Annotated in this window: 19 protein-coding genes; 4 read left to right on the forward strand and 15 right to left on the reverse strand. The window is 36.2% G+C overall.

Translation table 11 applies throughout. The features are described from left to right. Nucleotides 1-397 precede the first annotated feature (397 nt). The 7 genes from ABH968_RS10205 to ABH968_RS10235 form a co-directional block, all read right to left on the reverse strand. On the reverse strand, nucleotides 398-1,000 hold the full coding sequence (locus ABH968_RS10205; RefSeq protein WP_370043920.1) for a class I SAM-dependent methyltransferase: 603 nt from the start codon (nucleotides 998-1,000) through the stop codon (nucleotides 398-400). Nucleotides 1,001-1,086: 86 nt separating this feature from the next. Beyond that, entirely contained in the window at nucleotides 1,087-2,889 is a 1,803-nt protein-coding gene (locus ABH968_RS10210; protein WP_370043921.1) for a CotH kinase family protein, read from the reverse strand. Between the two features lie 46 nt (nucleotides 2,890-2,935). Further along, a complete protein-coding gene (locus ABH968_RS10215; RefSeq protein WP_370043922.1) occupies nucleotides 2,936-3,619 on the reverse strand; it encodes a DUF4956 domain-containing protein in 684 nt (227 codons plus the stop codon). Nucleotides 3,620-3,647: 28 nt separating this feature from the next. Further along, complete coding sequence (locus tag ABH968_RS10220; protein WP_370043923.1) at nucleotides 3,648-4,349, reverse strand: polyphosphate polymerase domain-containing protein; 702 nt, start codon at nucleotides 4,347-4,349, stop codon at nucleotides 3,648-3,650. Between the two features lie 12 nt (nucleotides 4,350-4,361). After that, nucleotides 4,362-5,225: a peptidylprolyl isomerase gene (locus ABH968_RS10225; RefSeq protein WP_370043924.1), complete on the reverse strand. Its 864-nt coding sequence runs from the start codon at nucleotides 5,223-5,225 to the stop codon at nucleotides 4,362-4,364. 124 nt (nucleotides 5,226-5,349) lie between these two features. Continuing rightward, nucleotides 5,350-6,777, reverse strand: a complete 1,428-nt coding sequence (locus tag ABH968_RS10230; RefSeq protein ID WP_370043925.1) for a sensor histidine kinase — start codon at nucleotides 6,775-6,777, stop codon at nucleotides 5,350-5,352. Next, nucleotides 6,761-7,447 carry a response regulator transcription factor gene (locus ABH968_RS10235; RefSeq protein ID WP_370043926.1) on the reverse strand — a complete coding sequence of 229 codons (687 nt, stop codon included), beginning with the start codon at nucleotides 7,445-7,447 and terminating at the stop codon, nucleotides 6,761-6,763. Before ABH968_RS10235 ends, ABH968_RS10230 begins: the two co-directional genes overlap by 17 nt. 274 nt (nucleotides 7,448-7,721) lie before the next feature. Here ABH968_RS10235 and ABH968_RS10240 point away from each other — a divergent pair, with 274 nt between their 5' ends. Beyond that, complete coding sequence (locus tag ABH968_RS10240) at nucleotides 7,722-8,057, forward strand: heme oxygenase (RefSeq protein ID WP_053482858.1); 336 nt, start codon at nucleotides 7,722-7,724, stop codon at nucleotides 8,055-8,057. A gap of 124 nt (nucleotides 8,058-8,181) precedes the next feature. Here ABH968_RS10240 and ABH968_RS10245 read toward each other — a convergent pair whose 3' ends face one another. Then, nucleotides 8,182-9,198 carry a YeiH family protein gene (locus ABH968_RS10245; RefSeq protein WP_370044016.1) on the reverse strand — a complete coding sequence of 339 codons (1,017 nt, stop codon included), beginning with the start codon at nucleotides 9,196-9,198 and terminating at the stop codon, nucleotides 8,182-8,184. A gap of 113 nt (nucleotides 9,199-9,311) precedes the next feature. Here ABH968_RS10245 and ABH968_RS10250 point away from each other — a divergent pair, with 113 nt between their 5' ends. Beyond that, the gene (locus ABH968_RS10250; RefSeq protein ID WP_370043927.1) at nucleotides 9,312-10,193 is read left to right on the forward strand and encodes a LysR family transcriptional regulator; all 882 of its coding nucleotides are present in this window, start codon (nucleotides 9,312-9,314) and stop codon (nucleotides 10,191-10,193) included. 412 nt (nucleotides 10,194-10,605) lie between these two features. On the opposite strand, the gene ABH968_RS10255 is transcribed toward ABH968_RS10250, so the two are convergent. Beyond that, nucleotides 10,606-11,526 (reverse strand): LysR family transcriptional regulator, encoded by a 921-nt coding sequence (locus tag ABH968_RS10255; protein ID WP_370043928.1) that lies wholly within the window; start codon nucleotides 11,524-11,526, stop codon nucleotides 10,606-10,608. 123 nt (nucleotides 11,527-11,649) lie between these two features. On the opposite strand from ABH968_RS10255, the gene ABH968_RS10260 reads away from it, so the two are divergent. Further along, nucleotides 11,650-12,840 carry a coenzyme F420-0:L-glutamate ligase gene (locus ABH968_RS10260; RefSeq protein WP_370043929.1) on the forward strand — a complete coding sequence of 397 codons (1,191 nt, stop codon included), beginning with the start codon at nucleotides 11,650-11,652 and terminating at the stop codon, nucleotides 12,838-12,840. Nucleotides 12,841-12,905: 65 nt separating this feature from the next. On the opposite strand, the gene ABH968_RS10265 is transcribed toward ABH968_RS10260, so the two are convergent. From ABH968_RS10265 to ABH968_RS10275, 3 genes are all read right to left on the reverse strand, one after another. Next, nucleotides 12,906-13,529 (reverse strand): hypothetical protein, encoded by a 624-nt coding sequence (locus tag ABH968_RS10265; RefSeq protein ID WP_370043930.1) that lies wholly within the window; start codon nucleotides 13,527-13,529, stop codon nucleotides 12,906-12,908. Next, on the reverse strand, nucleotides 13,519-14,604 hold the full coding sequence (locus tag ABH968_RS10270) for a YHYH domain-containing protein (protein WP_370043931.1): 1,086 nt from the start codon (nucleotides 14,602-14,604) through the stop codon (nucleotides 13,519-13,521). Before ABH968_RS10270 ends, ABH968_RS10265 begins: the two co-directional genes overlap by 11 nt. A 1,093-nt stretch (nucleotides 14,605-15,697) precedes the next feature. Then, complete coding sequence (locus ABH968_RS10275) at nucleotides 15,698-15,835, reverse strand: hypothetical protein (RefSeq protein WP_370043932.1); 138 nt, start codon at nucleotides 15,833-15,835, stop codon at nucleotides 15,698-15,700. Between the two features lie 607 nt (nucleotides 15,836-16,442). On the opposite strand from ABH968_RS10275, the gene helD reads away from it, so the two are divergent. Next, nucleotides 16,443-18,749, forward strand: a complete 2,307-nt coding sequence (gene helD, locus ABH968_RS10280) for an RNA polymerase recycling motor HelD (RefSeq protein WP_370043933.1) — start codon at nucleotides 16,443-16,445, stop codon at nucleotides 18,747-18,749. Between the two features lie 63 nt (nucleotides 18,750-18,812). On the opposite strand, the gene ABH968_RS10285 is transcribed toward helD, so the two are convergent. From ABH968_RS10285 to ABH968_RS10295, 3 genes are read right to left on the reverse strand one after another with little or no spacing between them, the layout of a single operon-like run. After that, nucleotides 18,813-19,568 carry an amino acid ABC transporter ATP-binding protein gene (locus tag ABH968_RS10285; protein WP_370043934.1) on the reverse strand — a complete coding sequence of 252 codons (756 nt, stop codon included), beginning with the start codon at nucleotides 19,566-19,568 and terminating at the stop codon, nucleotides 18,813-18,815. 13 nt (nucleotides 19,569-19,581) lie between these two features. Beyond that, nucleotides 19,582-20,283, reverse strand: coding sequence for an amino acid ABC transporter permease (locus ABH968_RS10290; RefSeq protein ID WP_370043935.1), 702 nt, complete (start codon nucleotides 20,281-20,283; stop codon nucleotides 19,582-19,584). A gap of 12 nt (nucleotides 20,284-20,295) precedes the next feature. Then, complete coding sequence (locus ABH968_RS10295; RefSeq protein WP_370043936.1) at nucleotides 20,296-21,003, reverse strand: amino acid ABC transporter permease; 708 nt, start codon at nucleotides 21,001-21,003, stop codon at nucleotides 20,296-20,298. Nucleotides 21,004-21,104: the final 101 nt, after the last annotated feature.

Below are 21,104 nucleotides of genomic sequence, written 5' to 3' on the forward strand. Positions count from 1 at the left end.
CAATTTATAACTATCTATTACTAAATCAATATATTATTCAATTAAACCTTTTACATTGTAAAACATTCTTTATATTTAGTCTAGAGTGATTTTTCTGCATAATTAGTAATTTAAGAATTATCTATTAATTCAGAATGAATATTAATATAAAACTAGCATTTTCGATTATTTTTTTACGATAAGATCTCGTTACAAGAAATCCGTTTTTCGAAAATTGCTAGTTCTGGGATATAAGGCACTACAACGTTCTCGGGAAGTATTAATTTGGAATTACCATTAACTATTTATTACCAGGTAAATAAAGTAACATCCGATCATAGTAAGATTATTTTTTCTAATTTGACTTAGTCTTTAAATCTTATTAAAAAAAGCTTAGAGCTGGGTTATTTCTACAGCTCTAAGTTTTTTTCAATGCAAACACACAGAGACGTTCGTTAATATTTGTTTCATTTTCAAGATGAACCTCATGGATTAATTCAAAAGGCGTCCCATGATGTAAAAACTGCAAATAATCATATGGTGGGTAGTATAAAATAACATGAATTTCACGCATATGTTGTTCATAAGACTTCCATATATTATGAATGACTGTCCGAAAAATATGGATTGAAAACGGATTGAAAAAAAAGAAAACCGTGTCGCTTGGCTGAATAGCATAGTCCTCCGCTATTGAATGAATAAAGGAAACCGGAGCTTGAGCACTCTTTTTTTGAAGATAGCCCCTTTTATTATTCTCAGCCTCTGCATAAAAACCTGCATCCATTTCTACCCCTATTGTCGGAATATGAAATTTATCATGTACATAAATAGGGACTCTCCCTTTTCCGCATCCCATATCGATAAACACTGGATTATCAGGCATTTCATACACCGAAAATAATTGTTCTAAGCCAACATACGGAGTCGGCTCATAGCGATGATAATGAGCTAGTTTAGGGAAGCCGTATTGATCACCGACTGTGTTAATATGCAAATATTTATCAAATTGATGTTCATTCATACTATTACTCCTAAAAAAAGAATGATTAATTTTAGCACGATGAAAAGCAAAAACCATACCCAAAAGTTTTGGATATGGTTATTTTTTTAACGACCTCTTCGTTTGAATTTTAAAACAAAGAGCAGTGCAACTATTAACAAGACAAAGCAAACAACCGCTGTAAGAATTGTATTTTTATCGATAACGGTTTCTTGCTTTAGTTCGTCGCCTTGGTTAGGCCACATAGGTCCTCCATTTTGGTCAGGTCGTTGCATTGGACCACCACCATTTGGTCTTTCTCCCTGATTATCGCCATTTTGATTAAATGGAGGGGCTTGTGAAGGATCAAAATCCTCTGGCATTTGATTCGGATCAAAGTTATCTGGTCTTTGCATCGGAATGTTCATGTCACCAATTTCGTCTGGATTAGGCATTTCCATATTCCCTTGTGTTGTTGCTTCCACAACAAGCTCCCCAGACAGCTGCTTCAAAATAGATTCGGAGCGCTGCTTTGCAAATTCAGGAAGACTTTTTTCCCCTTCTACCGCTTCTATAAACTGTTCTGTTGTAGAAAATTTCGTAGGGTCTGCTTCCACATAAGTTGTTAATAGCAATGCTAATTGTTTGGTAATGTTCTGTACGTAATCTTCTGTTAAGTACTTAGTCGCTACCTCTTCTAAATAGCCTTCATATTTAGCACGATACTCTTCATTGGAAAGTAAGGCGTTTAATAGCGGCCGCTCCTCTAATGTTGTGCCAGATACAGGTGTAGTCACACTAAAGTTAATAGCGCTATCTGACATCAGATCCCCAGACAATCCAAATCCCATATTGAGTCCTCCCTGATTCCGGTCAGCATTTGGTTGTTGCTGTTTACCATTATTCGGAGGCTTTATTTCGGATTTATCATTTATCTGTGCATCATTAGGTGCTTTCATATTGGCATTGTCTTGGATTTGATTATTGTCACCCATTCCACCGCCTCTACCACCAACGCCAAAGCCTCCAAACGACATATTAAAATCCCATGGTATAATCGAAAACACACCATTTTCCTCATACAAATAGTAATTGTGTTTCATAGTTCCCTGATAACTATCAAGATTTACGAGTGCCGTATTCACAGCAAAATAACGCAGCATTTCATCGACATCAATATATTTTTCGATATTGCCGCCATTATTGATGGCCTCAATCATTTCAATGAATTTTGATTGATTGACATTGCCTTCGTTCGTTTTTAAGCCAATTCCCGTATAATCAGCAATATCATCACTAATATATTTTAAATCACTGCCTGTCCCATCTGGTTTAAACAAAAATCCATCATTAGAGCCGTAGTTATTTGCCAGGAATGTTTCATCCACTGCTTCTACCCCTAAAAATAAACCTCGATCCTCACCATTCACTGTGACATACATATATGAATGAGCGGGTGTAGGTAATCCCATTTGTTCCATGAGCTCATAAGAAATATATTCTCGCATTAATGTTGTATCACTGAAATTATTGTTTAAATTTAATTTTTTCAAGCCATATAAGCTTTGTGTATCATCGTAATAATCGAAATCTATTTTTAAGCTATATCGATCCGAGTCGCTATTTACAACCGAGTTCAGTGATGAACTTCCTTTTGTACGAATAGCTACATTCTCTATTCTCTTGCCATTTACCGTGATATTAGCTTGCTTCAACTCCTTATCTGCTGCACTTTCTAGCATATCTGTCCAATCTTCCTCGGCTATTTCAATATTTACCGTTGTTACTTTATTTTCATTAAACACAATAGACTCATAGGAAAACTCGGTATTTTTTGTTTCAATGCCTGCGTTTGGAAGCACAGCAAATACAACAACAAAGAGGAGTAGCAGAATTGCCATACAAATATAGACAACCCGTGTTTTAATCATTATCTGCACCTCTCTTCATAGTAAGAAAACTCCTCTAAAGTGGTTACTAAGCAGTGAAATTACCATCATAACTAAGCATTACTGCTGATTTTACTCCAGGTACTTTTGTAAGATTGTCCATCAGTTTTGTATCATTTTGTTTAACACGAATTTCATAGGTTGTTTCGATTTCAACATTCGACATAATAGATTTTGATTTTAAAGCGAATTTTTTAGACTGTGCCGCAATAATACGCTCCACTTCCTCACAAGCAAAATCTTCTTCAAATTTAACAATTAATAAATATGGATTTTCCACAGTAATTTTGTTCACTAGCACAAGTAGTACAAGACCAATTAGAACGGCACCGATTATAACAAGTGGAATAAACCCTGCACCACAAAGAATCCCAGAAACTATTGCCCAGAAAATATATACTAAATCCATAGGATCTTTAATAGGTGTACGGAAACGTACAATTGAAAGCGCACCAACCATACCTAACGATAACAGCACATTTGAACTTATTCCCATAATCACTAGTGCTGTTGCCATCGTCATAATGAGCAGTGAAATATTGAAGGAATGAGAGTAAATCACTCCGTTAAAGGTTTTCTTGTAAACAGCGTAAATAAACAGCCCTACAAAGAACGCTACAACTAACCCTATCAGTGAATCTATTAATGAAAATGATGTTGTTTTCTCTAAAAAGCTGGATTTAAAAATATCGCTATATTTTATAGTATCCATTGTTCAACTCTCCTTTATAAATAGCCAATTAGCCGTACATACGACTAAGCTGATATTTCGAATATGCCTCAGCACGTGTATCTACTGATTGTAATAAGTACTTAATAATATCCGGCAAGTACTCATCATATTTCACTTCTAAAATAACTAAGTTTGGCTCAAGTACATCAACCATCGGCAGTTTCGGATTAAACATATCTGTATTACGTAGGCTCGACTGTACTTTACTATCAAATGTGACACGCACATTTCCAAAGGGATAGATGTAAGCCTCACGCTCGTAATCGACAACTGTCATTGGTTTCAATTTGTGATACTTCATGTCCCGATATAAATCTTGAATTAACGCTCGTTTGTCTTCCTCCATCCAAGCGATATCCCCACCACGCATTTTTTCATATTCCTTTTGAGATATGGCACACTTCGTTTTAAAGGTTAAATTATTTCGTTTACTTTTTCGCTCCAAATTTATAGTCGTAGTGGATTTACCGTAAATTCGTACTCGATATTTATCTCGATTGATATAACCCTCTTTTTTTTCATTTAGAACTTTGTTTGCAAAATTATCGAAATATGTGCTGCGAATTAAATACTTACCATTCGTCCCAGCATTCTTGTCTAACTGCATTACATGCCGTAGCTTAGTTTTTAATAATGCATAGTCCGGATAGGAGATAGCCTGTTTAATCTCCTTTCGACCGTTAGGATTAAACGAAGTAATATTAGGCATATAGTTCACTCCCTACATTTTTTCAATTTTGTATTGCTCTTGTTTTTCAGCTAACCAAGACGTGTATTCGTCATTTATGCGTTCTTCAAGCATAGTCGCATAAACTTCATCTTTTATATCCTCGAATACGGCCTCTTCTGCAGGTACTTTTTCAGTTACTTTAATGATGTGATAACCATCTGACGTTTGAACGATGTCACTGACGCTACCTTTTTCAAGGCCAAATGCGGCTTCTTCAAATTTCTCATCCATTTGTCCTCGATTAATATAGCCTATTTCCCCGCCATCCTCATTCGTTGATGAATCGATTGAATATGTTTTTGCTAGCTCTTTAAAATCCTCACCAGCTTTTATTTTGGCTAGCACATCCTTTGCTGTTGCCTCATCCTCTAATAAAATATGGCTGGCTAGGACCTCTTCCTTTTGTCCATAGTTATCTTTATTGTCTTCAAAATATTGAGCTACTTCCTCATCTGATATGTCGACACTTTCAGCAATTACATTTTTTGTAAGCTGATACATACGGATATTATCCCTCACACTTTGCTCCGTCAGTCCGTTTTCCTCTAGTGTCGTTTGTAACAATTCCTCTCCACCATACGACTCCGCTAAATTCTCATATTCTTCTTGAATAGTATCCTCAGATACAGAAACACCCACTTTCTTCGCCTCTAGCTCAACTATTTTATTGGTAATTAGTGTATCTAGTACCTCTGTACCGTATTGTTCACGCAATGCGTCATCTAACTCTGTTTGTAAAATCTTTTCACCATCAACCTTCGCCACATAATCTTTACTCTCACCACATCCAGCTAATAGCATTAATAATGCAGCGGGTAAGGCCATCGTTCTGAGAAATCTTTTGTTTGCGGTCATCCTTGAACCCATCCTTTCTTTTGGTTTCTCATTTACAATGCTTACTATAAAGGCCTAATGTGTCAGTCAGATGTCAGCTTTACATTTCCTTCAAAAAATCTTTACAAAAAGGCTACCACGCCTTTTAGAGCGTAGTAGCCTTTTTCAGTGTTATTTCAAAGCATGTTCCGGATGAATTACTGTCAATTAGTCGTAAATCACCGCCTATAGATTGCGCCATCATTTTACTAAGTGATAACCCTAAACCTAATCCACGGATCGCATATTTTTTATTTTCTCCTCTATAAAAACGTTCAAAGATAAATGCCTGATCTTCCTGAGGAATGCCATGTCCTGTGTCCTTTACAGTAATGAAGACAGCATCCTCTTTTTCCACCAGCGTAATGATGACAATCCCTTCCTGCATTGCTTGCTTTGCATTCGTCAATAAATTAGTAACTATTTGCTGTATACGTACAACATCCGCCTGAACATCAACGGAGTCTGCAAGGAAATCCATTTGTATTTTAACATTTTCGTCATCCTGCATTACTTCCCATTGAGCTACAGCATCACGCACTAACTGATTAACATTCATTGTTTCAAGCTTTACTGGAATTGCATCTACCGCAAAATGATTATAAGCTAGCAAATCACCAACCATCGTTTTCATTTTCGTCGTTTCTACTAATGCCATTTGAATAAATTCACTAGCATCCTGCCCTGTAACGACTCCATCTTTTACTGCCTGCAATAATCCACTAATTGACGTGACCGGTGTTTTTAGCTCATGGGTGACGCCTGCTAATAATTCTGTTCGAGTCTTTTCTAATTGTTCTAGCTTATTCGCCATTTCCTTAAAGGAGGTAACGAGCTCATAAATTTCTTCTTCCTTAATATTTTGAGGCAAATCAACTGTATAGTTTCCTTCTTGCACTTGCTTTGCGGCTTCGGCGACTTGTTTTATTGGATGTGCTAAACGTTTTGATAAAAAATAAATAGCACCCCACCCCAATACAGCAAGTGCCCCAATAAGTAATGCCAGTAGCCCGTATGCTTGGTTAACTTTCGTTAAATTCTCCTTTTTCTCTAAGACAAGCACCCAGCCAACTTCCTTATTGTCCCTTTCAAGTTTTCTTTTTACGACATATTGAACTAACTCTTGCCCCTCACTCGTTACAGTTATTTTCTTTGTCCTTTCTTCTCCACCCAGTAAGTTGGCAACATTTTTTTCACTCCCTGGCGGCATCGGTCGATTGCTACTTACTATATTGCCTGCCGTATCTACAACATATAAAACTGGATCAATTTCTCGCATAGTAGATCGCTCACGATTACCAATAAACCCCGGAATACCGTTCATAGGTCCATTATTTTGGCCAGAAGTATCTGTTAGACGAAATACAGTCTCGTCTGCTATAAATTCCATCATCTCTAGTCGATTTTGAAACGTCGTATGTCGAATCCATGCAGCAGAAATAAAAGAGATAATGGCTAGACCTACAAAGAGAGTTAATAAATAGCGGCTTGTCCAGTAATTGCGTAAAGATATTCGCTTATTTTTTTTGAACACTTAGCTGATACCCCAATCCACGTAGTGTCTTTATTTCTCCATCTTCCTCATTCCATTCCTTAAGTACCCTTCTTAGTCGCTTCACTGCTAAATCCACTGCTCTATCACTACCTTCATACTCCCAGCCCCAAACTTGATCTATAAGTTGATCACGTGTAAATGTTTGGTTTGGGTGTTCGGCCAAAAATAAAAGTACAGATAAATCTCTAGGCGTTAAGATGATTTCTTCTCCCTTAAGTAGCACTCTATGGGCTTTCATATCAATCTCTAGCCCACCAAAGCGTTTTATTCCTGAAGATTCATGGCTTCCTTTAGCGCGCCTTAAAACTGCCTTTACTCTTGCCACTACCTCATCAGCTATAAATGGCTTTGCAATATAATCGTCTGCTCCTTGATCGAAGCCCTCTAATCGATAATTTACATCGCCTAATGCTGTTAGCATGATAATTGGACAAGAACTAATTTCTCTAATTTCCTTTAAAATTAACCAACCGTTTTTTTCTGGTAACATGATATCGAGTAATACTAAATCAGGCTGAACCTCTTGAAATATATCCAATGCCTGACTGCCATTAAAACATTGCATAACATCATAGCCTACTTTTTTCAAATATGCCTTCAAAACTTGGCTTATTGCATATTCGTCTTCTACTACTAATATTTTTGCCATGGCCTTTCACCTCGTCACCAGTTCATTCGTATTTTCATTATATCATCGGATTATGTCAGTTAAATGTCAGGACCTAATGAGTCTGTACATTCTTATAGTGGCGTATATTTCTTTATTTAGGTCTTGGTTCATACATTTTAAATATCGAGCTATTTGCAATTTACATTGTTCTTCTATTGACAATGTCTTCCTAAGGGAATTATCATTGATTGCGAATGATAATCATTGATAATTCATTCATATAGTTAACTAAAAAATGATTAGGGGGGAAAGCATGATTATTGTTACAAATCGTATTCAAGTAAAACCCGGCTTTGCTGCAAAAATGGCACCGAACTTTACAAAGCCAGGACCTCTACAGCAGTTTGAAGGCTTCCATAAAGTGGAGGTATTAGTTTCAACTGATGATCCGACTTATGACGAAATGAGCGTCAATATGTACTGGGAGTCTAAGGAGCATTTCCAAGCTTGGCGTAACAGCGATGCGTTCGCTGCAGCTCATCACCGTCCTGGACAAGGCTCTGAGGGAGGAAAACCTGAAAACAGTCCAATGATTGGTAGCAAAATAGTAATAGCTGAATTAGCTTCTTCAATTGAAGCATCACGCTAATTTTCGATTTGTATACCATAACTCCACTATTTATGAGGTAGTGGGATAAAAACTAAAACATCTTCTGATTCTATCTAAAAAAATCCTGCATTTTCGAAAATGCAGGATTTTTTCCAATTCTTTATTACATGAAAACAACTAAAACATAGCCAAGTATTGATAAACAAACCGAACCGATAAATCCTGCAATAAACGCTTTTACGCCTAATTGTTTAAAGGTTTTTATGTCTACATTTAAACCTAGTCCAGCCATCGCCATCCCAATTAAAATATAAGCGATATTTACAAATATTTGCGCTACATTAGCTGGTACAATCCCTAACGAATTAATAGCACTCATCGCTAAAAATCCAAGAATAAACCACGGGATTATCGACAGTGAAAATCCTTTTTTTTCCTGCCCCTTTTCATTTCTTCGATATAAAATACCGATGACAATAGCTACGGGTACAAGCAATGCAACACGTGTTAGCTTCACAATAACTGCCATATCAATCGCTTCATTACCACCAGCTGAGGCTGCTGCAATAACATGAGCAATTTCATGTAGAGTACCTCCCGCAAAAATACCATATTCAGTAGGAGTTAAGTTAAATACCGAGTATAACACCGTGTAGACTAATGTGAATACAGTCCCTAGCAATGCGACTATCGCTGCGCCCACTGCCGTTTCTTTTTCATTTGCTTTAATCTGAGGAGCAATAGCGACAACAGCAGCAGCCCCACAAATAGCTGTGCCACAAGCTGTTAATATGCCTAGCTTCTTATCAACATGAAATACCTTCGTTAAGCCATAGACAACCACTAAAGCAAATACCAGATTAATAAACGCAATAAGAAAAACACTCGCTCCAGCATTGTAAATATCCGCTAAATTTAAACGCATACCCAGAAAAATAATGCCGAGGCGTAATAATTTTTTACTTGAAAATGTTATGCCTGTTTGCCAAGAATCCTGCACCTTAAAGGCCGCTCTCCAAGCCATACCTAATATAATTGCAATGACAAGCTGCCCTAATATTGAGAAAAACGGGAATGTAGAAATATACTTTGCTACTAAGGCAATAATGAGTGTCAACAATATCCCCTTCATAAACGCTGGGGTTAGGAAACTATTTAACCTATGCTGGCCATTATCCATGTTGTTCACTTCTTTCATCCTTGATGATTATTACTTTATTAAAAAGTTAACCATCAGTAAAATACATATATATAATGGTAATTATTAATATTTCTAATAATAGGAGTGGTGATATGCAATTTGATGCTTTAAAAACATTCATCACATTGGTGGAGGTCAATAATTTTACGAAGACCTCCGAAATACTTCATATTTCACAGCCAAGTGTCAGTTTACACATTAAAAACTTAGAGCAAGAATTTCAAACGACCTTATTTATCCGTTCACCAAAATCTGTACAAATCACACCCACTGGAGAAATTTTATATAAACGAGCTAAGCAAATGATGGCAATCGCAGAGGCGGCAAAGGAAGATATTTTAACCTATCATCATGAAATTCAAGGTACACTTGTAATTGGCGCTAGCTTTACAATTGGCGAATATATATTGCCTCCTATCATAGCGAGCTTGCAGCAGCAATTCCCTCAGCTAGAGCTCCAAGTTATTATTGGCAATACGAAAGAAATCATTCAATATACAAAATTGTTACAAGTCGATATCGGTCTTATTGAAGGACAGGCACACGACCATGAACTTTTTATTAAACCGTTTATGCAAGATGAGTTATTTATTGTCAGTGCGAGTAATCATTCTCTTGCAAAGGAATCAACTATTACGGTTGCGGACTTACAGCAGCAAAATTGGGTCGCACGTGAAGAAGGCTCTGGCACACGTTATTATTTAGACCATTTATTTAGAGCAAATGGGCTCCAAGTAGGTTCACTTCTTACTATTAGTAGTAATCAAGGTGTGAAAGAAAGCGTTATTCAAGGGCTTGGACTTTCATTACTGTCTGCTAGTGTCATTGAGCGTGAATTAAAAAATGACGATATAAAAATCTTACCTCTCGAGGACCAGCATTTTATACGAACATTTTCATATTTGTACTCACCTACGATGAAAAATAAACGCAATGTTAACATTCTTATAGAGGCACTATTAAAGAAAGCTTAGCGACTAGTAATTCGCTAAGCTTCATGTTGTTGAAAAGCTATTATGTGTCAGAAGATATATACTATGTGAAGTGGTTGATTGGAGTGGAGACTGGGCGACTCCTTGGGGATCAGCAATAGAGGAACGAAGGCTAAAACCATCACATCCTGTGATAATGCCTTCGTACCAACATCGGTGCTGCTGCCGCTTCGCTTTCGCGCAAAAAACATCTGTTGGCCCGAGACCCTGCAGCGAAGCGAAGCGGCTCATCGGACGCCCCCAGGAAGCTTTGCTCTGTGCGAAAGCGAAGCGTCAGCAACAAAGCGCCCAGTCGGAACGGAAATCAACCTCTCGTTTTGCAGAAGAGCCATACTTTATTTAATGTGACATAGATTCCCTTCACCATTTTGGTTTTCAACACTACTCGCTAAGCTCACTTTATAGTTCTTGGATTTAGACGTTTACGTTCCTGCTTATGCTCAATAATTTCTACAAATTTCAATGCTGCTCGAGATAAAGGCACGCTTTTCAAATAACACATGCCAATGCTTCGTGTTGGTATACTTTCTGTTAATGTTAGCTCATATAAAAGTCCTCGCTGCAAATAATCATTAGAAAATTCTTTGGTTACACAAGCAATCCCTAAATTACTGCGTGCAAATTCCAGCACTAGATCATGTGAACCAAGCTCAAACTCAGGTTCAATGAAGATCCCTCTTGCAAATAAGTAATCTTCTACATACTTTCTTGAATTTGATTTTTTCTCTAAAAAAATAAGTGGAAACTTTAACAGATCCTCAAAGCTTAAGCTTTTTGATGCCAACGTTTTGTACTTCTCGCCGCATACAAAAATATCATGAACCTCTGTGCAAGTGGTTAACTGTAATGTCTGATCTTCTATCGGAAAATTACAAAGTCCTATATCAACCTCACCAGATTTAATAAAGTTACAAATTTCCGAAGTCGTTCCATTTAACATTTGTAATTTTATATTTGGATACATTGTATGAAACGTCTCTAGATAAGGCATTAAAAAGAAACGAGAAATAGTGTCCCCTACTCCAATTTTCAACTGACCTGTTGTTAAATTTTTGAATTCTAGCAACTTCTCCTCACCAGCATCTAAAAGGCCTAACGCTGAATTTGTATACTCATATAAAAGTTTACCCTCAGTTGTTAACGTCACCCCTTTAGGTGTACGATTAAAGAGACGTGTACCTAGCTCCTTTTCTAATTGCATCATGGCTTGGCTAACAGCTGGTTGAGTCATATATAAATCTTTAGCCGCACTTGAAAAGCTATTATTTTTAGCAACAATACTAAAAACGCGATATAAATCTAATTTCCCTATCATATAAGCACCCCTTATAGCTATTATACGAACTATTAATTTTACTTATATCACTAAAGGGGCGTATAGTAAAACCATATTGGTTTTATTTAACATCATTTACCTATTTAATAAGGAGAGATTATTTTGGAACGTGTAGTTGGTACAGTAGTAAGAGGTCTTCGTGGTCCGATTATTAACGAAGGCGATAATATTGAGCAAATCGTTGTTGATACAGTATTAAATGCAGCAAAGATTGAAGGCTATTCCATTGAAGATCGTGACATTGTCACAGTAACAGAATCTGTCGTAGCGCGTGCACAAGGTAACTATGCATCCATTGATGACATCGCAGTTGACGTAGCTGCTAAATTTGGTGATGATACTGTTGGTGTTATTTTTCCAATTCTAAGCCGTAATCGTTTCGCTAACTGCTTACGTGGTATTGCAAAAGGCGTAAAAAAGGTTGTTCTTATGCTTAGCTATCCATCAGATGAGGTTGGGAATCACCTAGTTGATATCGATGAGCTAGATGTAAAAGGGATTAATCCTTGGACAGATACTTTAACTGAAGTTGAATTCCGTGAGCATTTCGGCTATAAAAAACATACATTTACAGGTGTAGATTATATTGAATATTATAAAGAACTAATCGAAGCTGAAGGCGCTTCTTGTGAAGTTATTTTTTCAAATAACCCAAAAACAATTTTAGATTTTACGAAGAGTGTTTTAACTTGTGATATTCATACACGCCTACGTACAAAACGTATTTTAATGGCAAATGGCGCTGAAAAAGTATACAGTCTTGATAATATTTTATCTGAATCTAATAATGGTTCTGGCTTTAATGCGGAGTATGGTCTACTTGGTTCAAATAAAGCTACTGAAGATAGCGTAAAACTATTCCCACATACTTGCCAACCGATTGTTGATGGCATCCAAGAAAAAATCAAAGAAGCTACTGGTAAAACAGTTGAAGTAATGGTTTATGGTGATGGTGCATTCAAAGATCCAGTAGGTAAAATTTGGGAGTTAGCTGACCCGGTTGTTTCACCAGCTTTCACTGCTGGATTAGATGGCACGCCAAACGAAGTAAAACTAAAATACTTAGCAGATAACGATTTTGCGGATCTTCGCGGAGAAGAATTAAAAGCAGCAATTTCTGAGTATATCCAAAACAAAGATGAAGATTTAACTGGGAAAATGGCTGCTCAAGGTACAACGCCTCGTCGTTTAACAGACCTAATTGGCTCTCTTTCAGACTTAACTTCAGGTTCAGGTGACAAAGGAACACCGATGATTTATATTCAAGGTTATTTCGATAACTATACAAAATAATTTTCAAAAAAGTGCGGGCTAGTTGCTCGCACTTTTTTTACTGAAATATTCATTAGTTATATATATTAATTCACTTTTGAAACACTAAATATTACACCAGCAGCTTGATCATATTTTAAATTATATCGAATCGTATTTTTCTCTACAGTTGTTTCATTCTTTTGATATTCATAACTTTCGTCAAATAAACGTAAATCCTTCAAAACAGCGCCTATCTCGTTTTGGTTTAAGTCGAGGTTTGTCATACCAATTAACAATCCCATAGAAAGTATGATATCCATTCCTTCGCCTTGCCCTACCATAACCAACTCATGTACTGCGCCTTTTTCATCAATATTTTCAATTAAAGTAATATCCTTACCCAACTTCGAAGTAATTGTTTCTTCTTCTTTTTTTATATTTTCAAGAGAATATGAGAAGTCCAGTTTTTTTACTTCTTTATTGAATACCTCTATAAATTCTTCTTGATTATTATAAAGAGGCAGCGTTGTTGCCATTCCAATTATCATCGGAGAGACAAAGTAGACACCGGCTATTACGGTAGCTATAGTACGTTTCATTTTAGTAAGCCGTCCCTGTTTCCACATAAGAAATACACCCAAAGGAGGAAAAATAATTAACCAAAACCACATAAACCAAGCTGTTTTAAAAATCGGGGTTCTAAGTTTTAATTCTGATTTATGCAGCATCTTTCTTTCCCCCTTTTAACAATTCTTCAATGTTAACATTAAATATAAATTTCCTAGCATTATCTGTACCCTCATGTAAGGAGTCTTTTAATATATTTACAATATTTTCATCATAAGGTGAGTTGTTTTCATCTTCCATTAAATGATTAAAAAGAGACGTCCCTTCAAAATCCGTTGTCTTAATATCAAAACTTTTTTGTAGTAATTGTTCGCCTTGTATTCGCTGAATTTTCTTTTGATATTGTGAGATTAATGTTGGCGTTTCTGTTTTTTTGACCAATAATTTATAAAGCTTTTTAGCATCCCCATACTGCTTTTGGTGAAATGCTTCTTCTGCATCACTCGTTAAAGACTCTACCGTTTCATTATAAAAAGATTTAATTTTATCTAAATCTTTTATGTTCTGAGCCTCTTGGATAAAGCCGAAAGTTTTTTCGTAATCTTTTTCATCTCTAGCATTTGTTGCTTTATTAAGCAATTCATTGATTTTCTCGTTCTCTTCTATTTGTTTTAATAAACCATTAGCCTTTAGCTTAATCTCGTCGCCAGCATGTCGATTTTCTTTTATATAAATCGCATAATCTTTAGCTATTGAATAATCCCCTGTATTACTCTTAGATTCAGCCAACTGATAAATAGCATTCATAGAATTTTGAATAAGGCTATCTGTCTTACTACTACTTTTATTCAATGCATAAATCTTTTCAAGTTCAGTAATAGCTTTCTTATAATCTCCACTATTATATAAATCCGTTGCTGTTGTGTAATAGCTTTCCGCCTTCACTTGATCCTCATCCACTTTTGGCTCTGGCGTTGAGGTTACAGATTTTGTTGGGGCAGGCTTTGATGTACTACTGCTACCACTGGATGCACCACTACTACCGTTGGATGCACTACCGCCATTATGATAATGATACTCTCCATTTTTTAATCCCCATTTTGCGCAGTTAGTTCGACAGGTATGTCCTCCATTGCTATCAGTTCTGCCTGGATGGGCACTTGCTGTATACGGTAGCAGAAGTAAAAAACAGCATGCTAAAATACTAATTATCGACGAATAACCACTTCTCACCATTTTTACCTCCTATTTATAATAATTGCTATATTTTATCTTATATCATGTTTTCCATGACGTATAGTACGATTTTGCTATTCTCCATTCCGATCTAAAAAAATTAAATAATAAAAGTGAGAAACGGGAGTGCGTTTAGTTTTTGAGGAAAACGTCTAAAAGATAAGCTATACTAAATTATTTTTTTAAAAATGTAATACTTCCCACGAAGCTCCTGTTCATAGAAAAACCCCCTAAGTATCCTTTTTACATTGTCTACTTAGAGGGAATAAATTCTATTATGCCTTTTCATTTAGTGAGGTTGACAGGAATCGAACCTGTAAGTCCCTATTCAGCAAAGGGACTCGCTGCCATTGCATACTTCCTCATATTTATTATATATTATTAATTTCATGTTAAAGAATTACATTGTTCTCAGTCCTTTTGTTTTATAGTAGATTCAATCTTTTCAAATAAAGCTTATTTCAATTTACTTCTTCATTTAACCTACGTTCGCTTGTTCGAACATGATTCTGTCTCACAAATTTCCCTAGATTATATCGAAACTCATCATAATGGAAGGCGGCCGCATTTCTAATAACATCCCCTTCCTACTCATCCCCTAGAAGTGATTTCCCTGTAAACATCTTCTTTATTTTTTCTTCATCGAAAATGCTTCGATATAATACAGCTACCGTTTCAATCCCCAGTTCAGATGCATAATGGACTGTTTTCATTCATATATTTATAAAAAGCTCCTCATATGTGGGTCGGCTCTGGATTAGTGAAATAAATTGCCCTTTTGAGATTTCATACAAGCTCGCTTCATGTACAATATGAACCTCTTCAAACCCCTCCCCCAATATCGGAAACTCTAAATTTCCTCTCATTTTTTCCATTATCACTATCGGAACTTTCTCTTTCTTTGTTGATTTTTTGATACACACAATACATATAGTATATCAAAATAATAACATGCAACTTCCACACCACTAGACAATTTACCTAGCGCAAATACCCTGCGTTTCCGTTCGATATTTGTCGCACCAACAATAACAAATTGACTTTTGGCCACATTCAAACACTCACACAAACCACAGAATATCATTCGCGATTTCTACCTTGTAGCGTCACCAAATAATTCTTGACGAATGGCATCACTTGAAAGAATAAACGCATTTTCGCTTTTTGTTAACCCCTTAACAAACGCACTCGTATCACTTCCGGGTAACCGAACCGTAAAAATCACCTTCATTTCTTCATCCCCTTTCAAGTGTCTATATCATTTATAAAAATATATTCTTTAGTTAACGATTAACCCCCATTCTTCTTATTTATCAAAAATTAACCATCAGCTTAGTTTTAAAGTACTGAGATTATTTTTTTGAGGTTCGAGGGTTAAAATGATGTAAGTTAGGTATGACATTTGTTAAAACGTATACCATGAATATAAGTTGATTGGATTGGATTGGATCGGAAGTTGGGCGACTCCTTGGGGATCAGCGTTACAGATGAGACCTTAGAGCAAGCAAATAGGAGAACGCCTTTGTGACCAACATCATGCTGTTGCTACGCTTTCGCGCAAAAAACATCTGTTAGCCAAAGCGCCTAGTCAGGAAATCAACCTCACATTATGATAAAAAAAGTCACATGCTTAAGAGGGGAGAAATCAGAAATCAGGCTGCAAAAAAACGGCCGTTCCAACTTTTGTGGAACCGCCATTTTTATTAAAAAATTGATTTTCTCTTATAACTTTATTATATCATAAATTTGCCAAAATTACTAGACTATACTTCTTTCTGAACTAGCTGTATGATAAATTTCCCGATTCTAAATCCATATTGAAAGGAATGTGAGTAACATTGGAAAAGCAATATGAATGGACAGAAGAAAAACAGTATCTTGTTCTTTGTTTAAACACAGTTGGTCACAAAAAAGAGGAGTTACTACAAAAAGAAAAGGCTGTTAAAGACAATGTTTTAACATTAAAGAAAACCTTTTGGGATGACGTTAGAGTGAATTTAGATACGCCTGAGGATATAGACGAAACCTTTTATGCTATCAAACAACAGGCAGAGCTCTTATCTGATTCCCAGCATGCTCAGCAACGTGTCATCAAGGATGTAAAAATTTACGACCGTTTACAGCAATCACCCTATTTTGCTCGCATTGATTTTTTACAGGATGGCCATAACGAACCTTTAAAGATTTATATCGGTGTAGCAACCTTAATGGATGAAGAGAACGAAAACATATTAATTTATGATTGGCGAGCCCCGATATCAAGTATGTATTATGATTTCACGCCTGGCCCAGCTACTTATGAAACGGCGACTGAAGAAATCCAAGGTGAGATGCTTTTAAAACGGCAATTTATCATTAAAAATGGCCAATTACAATCGATGTTTAATACAGGTTTAACGATCGGTGATGATTTATTACTTGATATACTCGCTCAAAATGCGAACGAACATATCCGTAGCATCGTAGCAACGATTCAAGCAGAGCAAAATAAAATTATTCGACATGTCCACACGCCTTATCTAATAGTAGAGGGTGTCGCGGGTAGTGGAAAAACGGCTGTTGCTCTCCAACGTGTTGCTTATTTGTTGTATCATTATCGAGACCAAATTACCGCAGATCAAATTTTATTGATTACACCTAATCAGCTATTTAATCAATATGTTCATACCGTTTTACCGGATTTAGGTGAAGATAATATGCAGCAATTAACCTTCTCTGAATATGCAACAAAACGTTTAGGTCGACAGTTCCAATTGGAATATCCTTATGAACAATTGGAGTCACTTTTAACAGAGAAAGATGACTCGCTCTACCAAACGAAGCTTACGATTATTTCTTTTAAAGCTAGCCTCCAATATCGAGAATTGATGGACAAATATATGGAGCACCTTGCACATGAAGGTTTGTTGTTTAAAAATATTGTTTTCCGCGGAGAAAGAATTATTACAGCTCAAGAAATTGCTGAATACTTTTATTCGTTCAATTCCACAATTCCTATCCCAAATCGACTGCAGTTGGTAAAAGAATGGTTATTACAACAATTATCGAAAATTGAAAAAGCAGAACGAGCGAAAGAATGGGTGGAAGAAGCTAGTGAACTTTTAGACATTGAAGAGTATACAAAAACCTATAGCGAGCTTTTACAGGAAGGTCGTTTTTCAGAAAACACTTTTGATGATTTTGAGCAAGAGCGTAAGAAAATAGCTATCCAAATTGTCAAAAAGCAGTTCAAGCCACTTCGTCAATCTGTGAAACAATTAAAGTTCGTTCATATGTTAGGCATTTATCGTCAATTGTTTGAAATGAACAACACTATTCATCAGCACTTACAGAACTTTTTACCCGACCAATGGGAAGAAATCTGTCAACATACACTCCCTAACTTAGCAAAGCGCATTATTTCGTATGAAGATGCTGCTCCATTTTTATACTTACAGGACAAAATAGAAGGTCAACGAACAAATACGATGATTCGTCATGTTTTAATCGATGAAGCACAAGACTATTCTCCATTTCAGCTATTTGTATTACAACAATTATTCCCACGTGCACGTATGACTATATTGGGTGATGGACATCAAACTATCCATCCTCATACATTTAAAAACCCTTCACTGCTGACACCACAATTGTATGGTGAACAAGTAGAAAAAATGATATTAACGAAAAGTTATCGCTCAACAAAACAAATTATCCACCTTACTTCGAAGATTTTACATGAGGACGCCAAAGTAGAAGCCTTTAATAGAACTGGTCCAGAACCAACTATTACGATTGTTCCGAATGAAATAGATTTAATTGAACAGCTTGTCGAAAAGATTAACAACTTGTCCCAAAATTTCGAAACGATTGCAGTCATCTGTAAAACAGAGCAAGAGTGTACGAAGGTTTTTGATAAAATGAAAGACCAAGTAGATATTCAACTCATTACCCATCATACAACACAATTTAAAAAAGGTATTTTACTGTTACCAGCTTATATGGCAAAAGGAATTGAATTTGACGCTGTCTTGCTATACAATGCTTCCGCAGCTAATTATTCTAGAGAAACAGAACGTAATTATTTCTATACAGCTTGTACACGAGCTATGCACGAATTGCATATCTACTCAATTAATGAGTTAACACATTTTTTAAAGCTTTAATTTCAAAAAAGAGAATCCGCAAGCTTCCATGGAAGGCTTGCAGATTCTCTTCTTTTATCATCTTTAAATGTAGTACGTATAATCCTCTGGAATAACACGTTTTAAGAATTTCTTCGTGCGCTCCTCTTTCGGATTAACAAATATATCATGAGGGCTTCCTTCCTCTACAACGACACCACCGTCCATAAAAATCACACGGTTTGCTACGTCTTTTGCAAAGCCCATTTCATGTGTGACAACAAGCATCGTTGTTCCTTCTGCTGCAATGTTCTTCATAACCTGAAGGACCTCTCCTACTAGTTCAGGATCAAGCGCAGAAGTCGGTTCATCAAATAAAATAATATCAGGATTTAACGCTACTGCTCGCGCAATACCAACTCGCTGCTGCTGACCTCCAGACAATTGACTTGGATAGGAATCATATTTTTCTGATAAGCCTACTTTATCAAGCGCCTTTTTGCCAATTTCAATCGCTTCTGCCTTTGGAATTTTACGTCCTATAATAAGCCCTTCTGTCACATTTTCTAGCGCTGTTTTATTCGTGAAAAGATTATAGTTTTGAAATACAAAGGCTACACGTTGACGAATGGAATGTACGTCCTTCTTCTTCACATTTTGAAAATCTACTTGGATATCACCAAATGTCGCATGTCCTTGGTCAGCTTTCTCTAAAAAGTTAATGCAACGTAATAATGTTGTTTTTCCTGAGCCGCTGGGACCTAAAATAACAACAACATCACCTTTATCAATAGCTAAATCGACACCCTTTAAAATTTCATTGTCACCAAATGATTTATGGATATTTTTAATTTCTAACATACTCGTTCACCCCTTAGGCTTTTGCCACTTTGAATTTACTTAAATGTTTTTCATATCGTTTAAAAATGTATTCAACCGTACTACATAAAATTAAGTACACAATGAAAATATCAATATATGCTTCTACGTAATTGTAGCCAACATTTGCAGCTACCTTAGCCTTTAATGTAATTTCAGGTAAGGACATTGCATAGCCTAAAGACGTCGCTTTAATGAGATTGACTGTAGCCGTACAAATATTAGGCATAGCTACTACTAAAGCCTGTGGAATAATAATACGGCGATAAGCTTGAAATGTTGATAAGCCTACTGCATGAGCAGCCTCTAGCTGACCTTTTTCAATCGTACTTAAAGCAGAACGAAATACCTCTATTAAAATTGCCGTTGTACTAAATGCGAAGACGATAAATGCATACCAAATCGGATTGATTTTATAAATATCATAGGCAATATTATATTTTTCAAAAATCATTTTAAGTAGTAACGGGATACTACTATAAATAATAAAGATTTGAATGATTATAGGTGTACCTCGGACAAAGGAGACATAAATTTTTGCTATATGATGGATCACCGGGATTTTATTGACCCGTGTTAGTGCTAGTAGAAAGCCAAGTGGTAGAGCAACAAGCATAGCAACAATTGTCACAAGGAGTGCGATAGGTACACCTGATAATGCAACAAAAAATGTTTCAACTAAAAATTGATAATTCATGGTTACGCCTCCTTACGTTGTTTCTAATGTCTTTTTCCCCTTACCAAAGAACTTTTCTAACATAGCGAAGAATTTTTCAATAATAATCGACAGCACCCAATAAACAATCGCTAAAGCAATATATATTTCTAATGCATGTGCATTAATATTACTTGCGATAATTAAATTTGCCTTTCCTACAATATCAATTAAGCCGATTGTATAAGCGAGCGCCCCTTCTTGTAATAACGCAATCATTCCATTCCCAAAGTTCGGTAAAGCGATCACGAGTGCCTGTGGGAAAACAATACGTCGATAGGCTTGAAATGGCGTCAATCCCACACTAACAGCCGCTTCAAATTGCCCTTTATTTATGGCTAAATAGGCAGAACGAATAACCTCTGACATAATCGCTGCAAATTGTAAAGTGAATGTCACGACTACAAAAATGGCTGTATCGATTGAATGGAGATTTATGCCGAAGTTTTCCGCTAACGCTGGAACACCATAATATACGAGGAATAATAAGACGATAGATGGTGTACAGCGCATAATCGTAGTATATAAATTCGCCAATTTTTGCAGTAATTTTATTGAACTTAACTTGGCAGCCGCTAATAGTAAGCCAAATATTGTGCCTAGTACAATGGAAGACCCTGCAATTAAGAAGGTAACTTTTAAAAACGGCAATAATACAGGAATTGAGTTCCAAATGTATGATGCATCAAAATACTTTTCCATTTCCTCACCAACTTTTATATAAATGTACAATAAGAGGTGTGTTGATTAGCTATTTTTAATTACTAAAATTAAGTAGAAGGCGCTGATTTCCGTTACGGGCT

Source organism: Lysinibacillus sp. RC79 (assembly GCF_041262405.1).
Taxonomy (GTDB): domain Bacteria; phylum Bacillota; class Bacilli; order Bacillales_A; family Planococcaceae; genus Lysinibacillus.

Coding starts and splice junctions, on each gene's coding strand:
- ABH968_RS10205 (WP_370043920.1), bottom strand. CDS start 1,000: ATGAATGAACATCAATTTGATAAATATTTGCATATTAACACAGTCGGT.
- ABH968_RS10210 (WP_370043921.1), bottom strand. CDS start 2,889: ATGATTAAAACACGGGTTGTCTATATTTGTATGGCAATTCTGCTACTC.
- ABH968_RS10215 (WP_370043922.1), bottom strand. CDS start 3,619: ATGGATACTATAAAATATAGCGATATTTTTAAATCCAGCTTTTTAGAG.
- ABH968_RS10220 (WP_370043923.1), bottom strand. CDS start 4,349: ATGCCTAATATTACTTCGTTTAATCCTAACGGTCGAAAGGAGATTAAA.
- ABH968_RS10225 (WP_370043924.1), bottom strand. CDS start 5,225: ATGACCGCAAACAAAAGATTTCTCAGAACGATGGCCTTACCCGCTGCA.
- ABH968_RS10235 (WP_370043926.1), bottom strand. CDS start 7,447: ATGGCAAAAATATTAGTAGTAGAAGACGAATATGCAATAAGCCAAGTT.
- ABH968_RS10240 (WP_053482858.1), top strand. CDS start 7,722: ATGATTATTGTTACAAATCGTATTCAAGTAAAACCCGGCTTTGCTGCA.
- ABH968_RS10245 (WP_370044016.1), bottom strand. CDS start 9,198: ATGGATAATGGCCAGCATAGGTTAAATAGTTTCCTAACCCCAGCGTTT.
- ABH968_RS10250 (WP_370043927.1), top strand. CDS start 9,312: ATGCAATTTGATGCTTTAAAAACATTCATCACATTGGTGGAGGTCAAT.
- ABH968_RS10255 (WP_370043928.1), bottom strand. CDS start 11,526: ATGATAGGGAAATTAGATTTATATCGCGTTTTTAGTATTGTTGCTAAA.
- ABH968_RS10265 (WP_370043930.1), bottom strand. CDS start 13,529: ATGCTGCATAAATCAGAATTAAAACTTAGAACCCCGATTTTTAAAACA.
- ABH968_RS10270 (WP_370043931.1), bottom strand. CDS start 14,604: ATGGTGAGAAGTGGTTATTCGTCGATAATTAGTATTTTAGCATGCTGT.
- ABH968_RS10275 (WP_370043932.1), bottom strand. CDS start 15,835: ATGAAGGTGATTTTTACGGTTCGGTTACCCGGAAGTGATACGAGTGCG.
- ABH968_RS10285 (WP_370043934.1), bottom strand. CDS start 19,568: ATGTTAGAAATTAAAAATATCCATAAATCATTTGGTGACAATGAAATT.
- ABH968_RS10290 (WP_370043935.1), bottom strand. CDS start 20,283: ATGAATTATCAATTTTTAGTTGAAACATTTTTTGTTGCATTATCAGGT.
- ABH968_RS10295 (WP_370043936.1), bottom strand. CDS start 21,003: ATGGAAAAGTATTTTGATGCATCATACATTTGGAACTCAATTCCTGTA.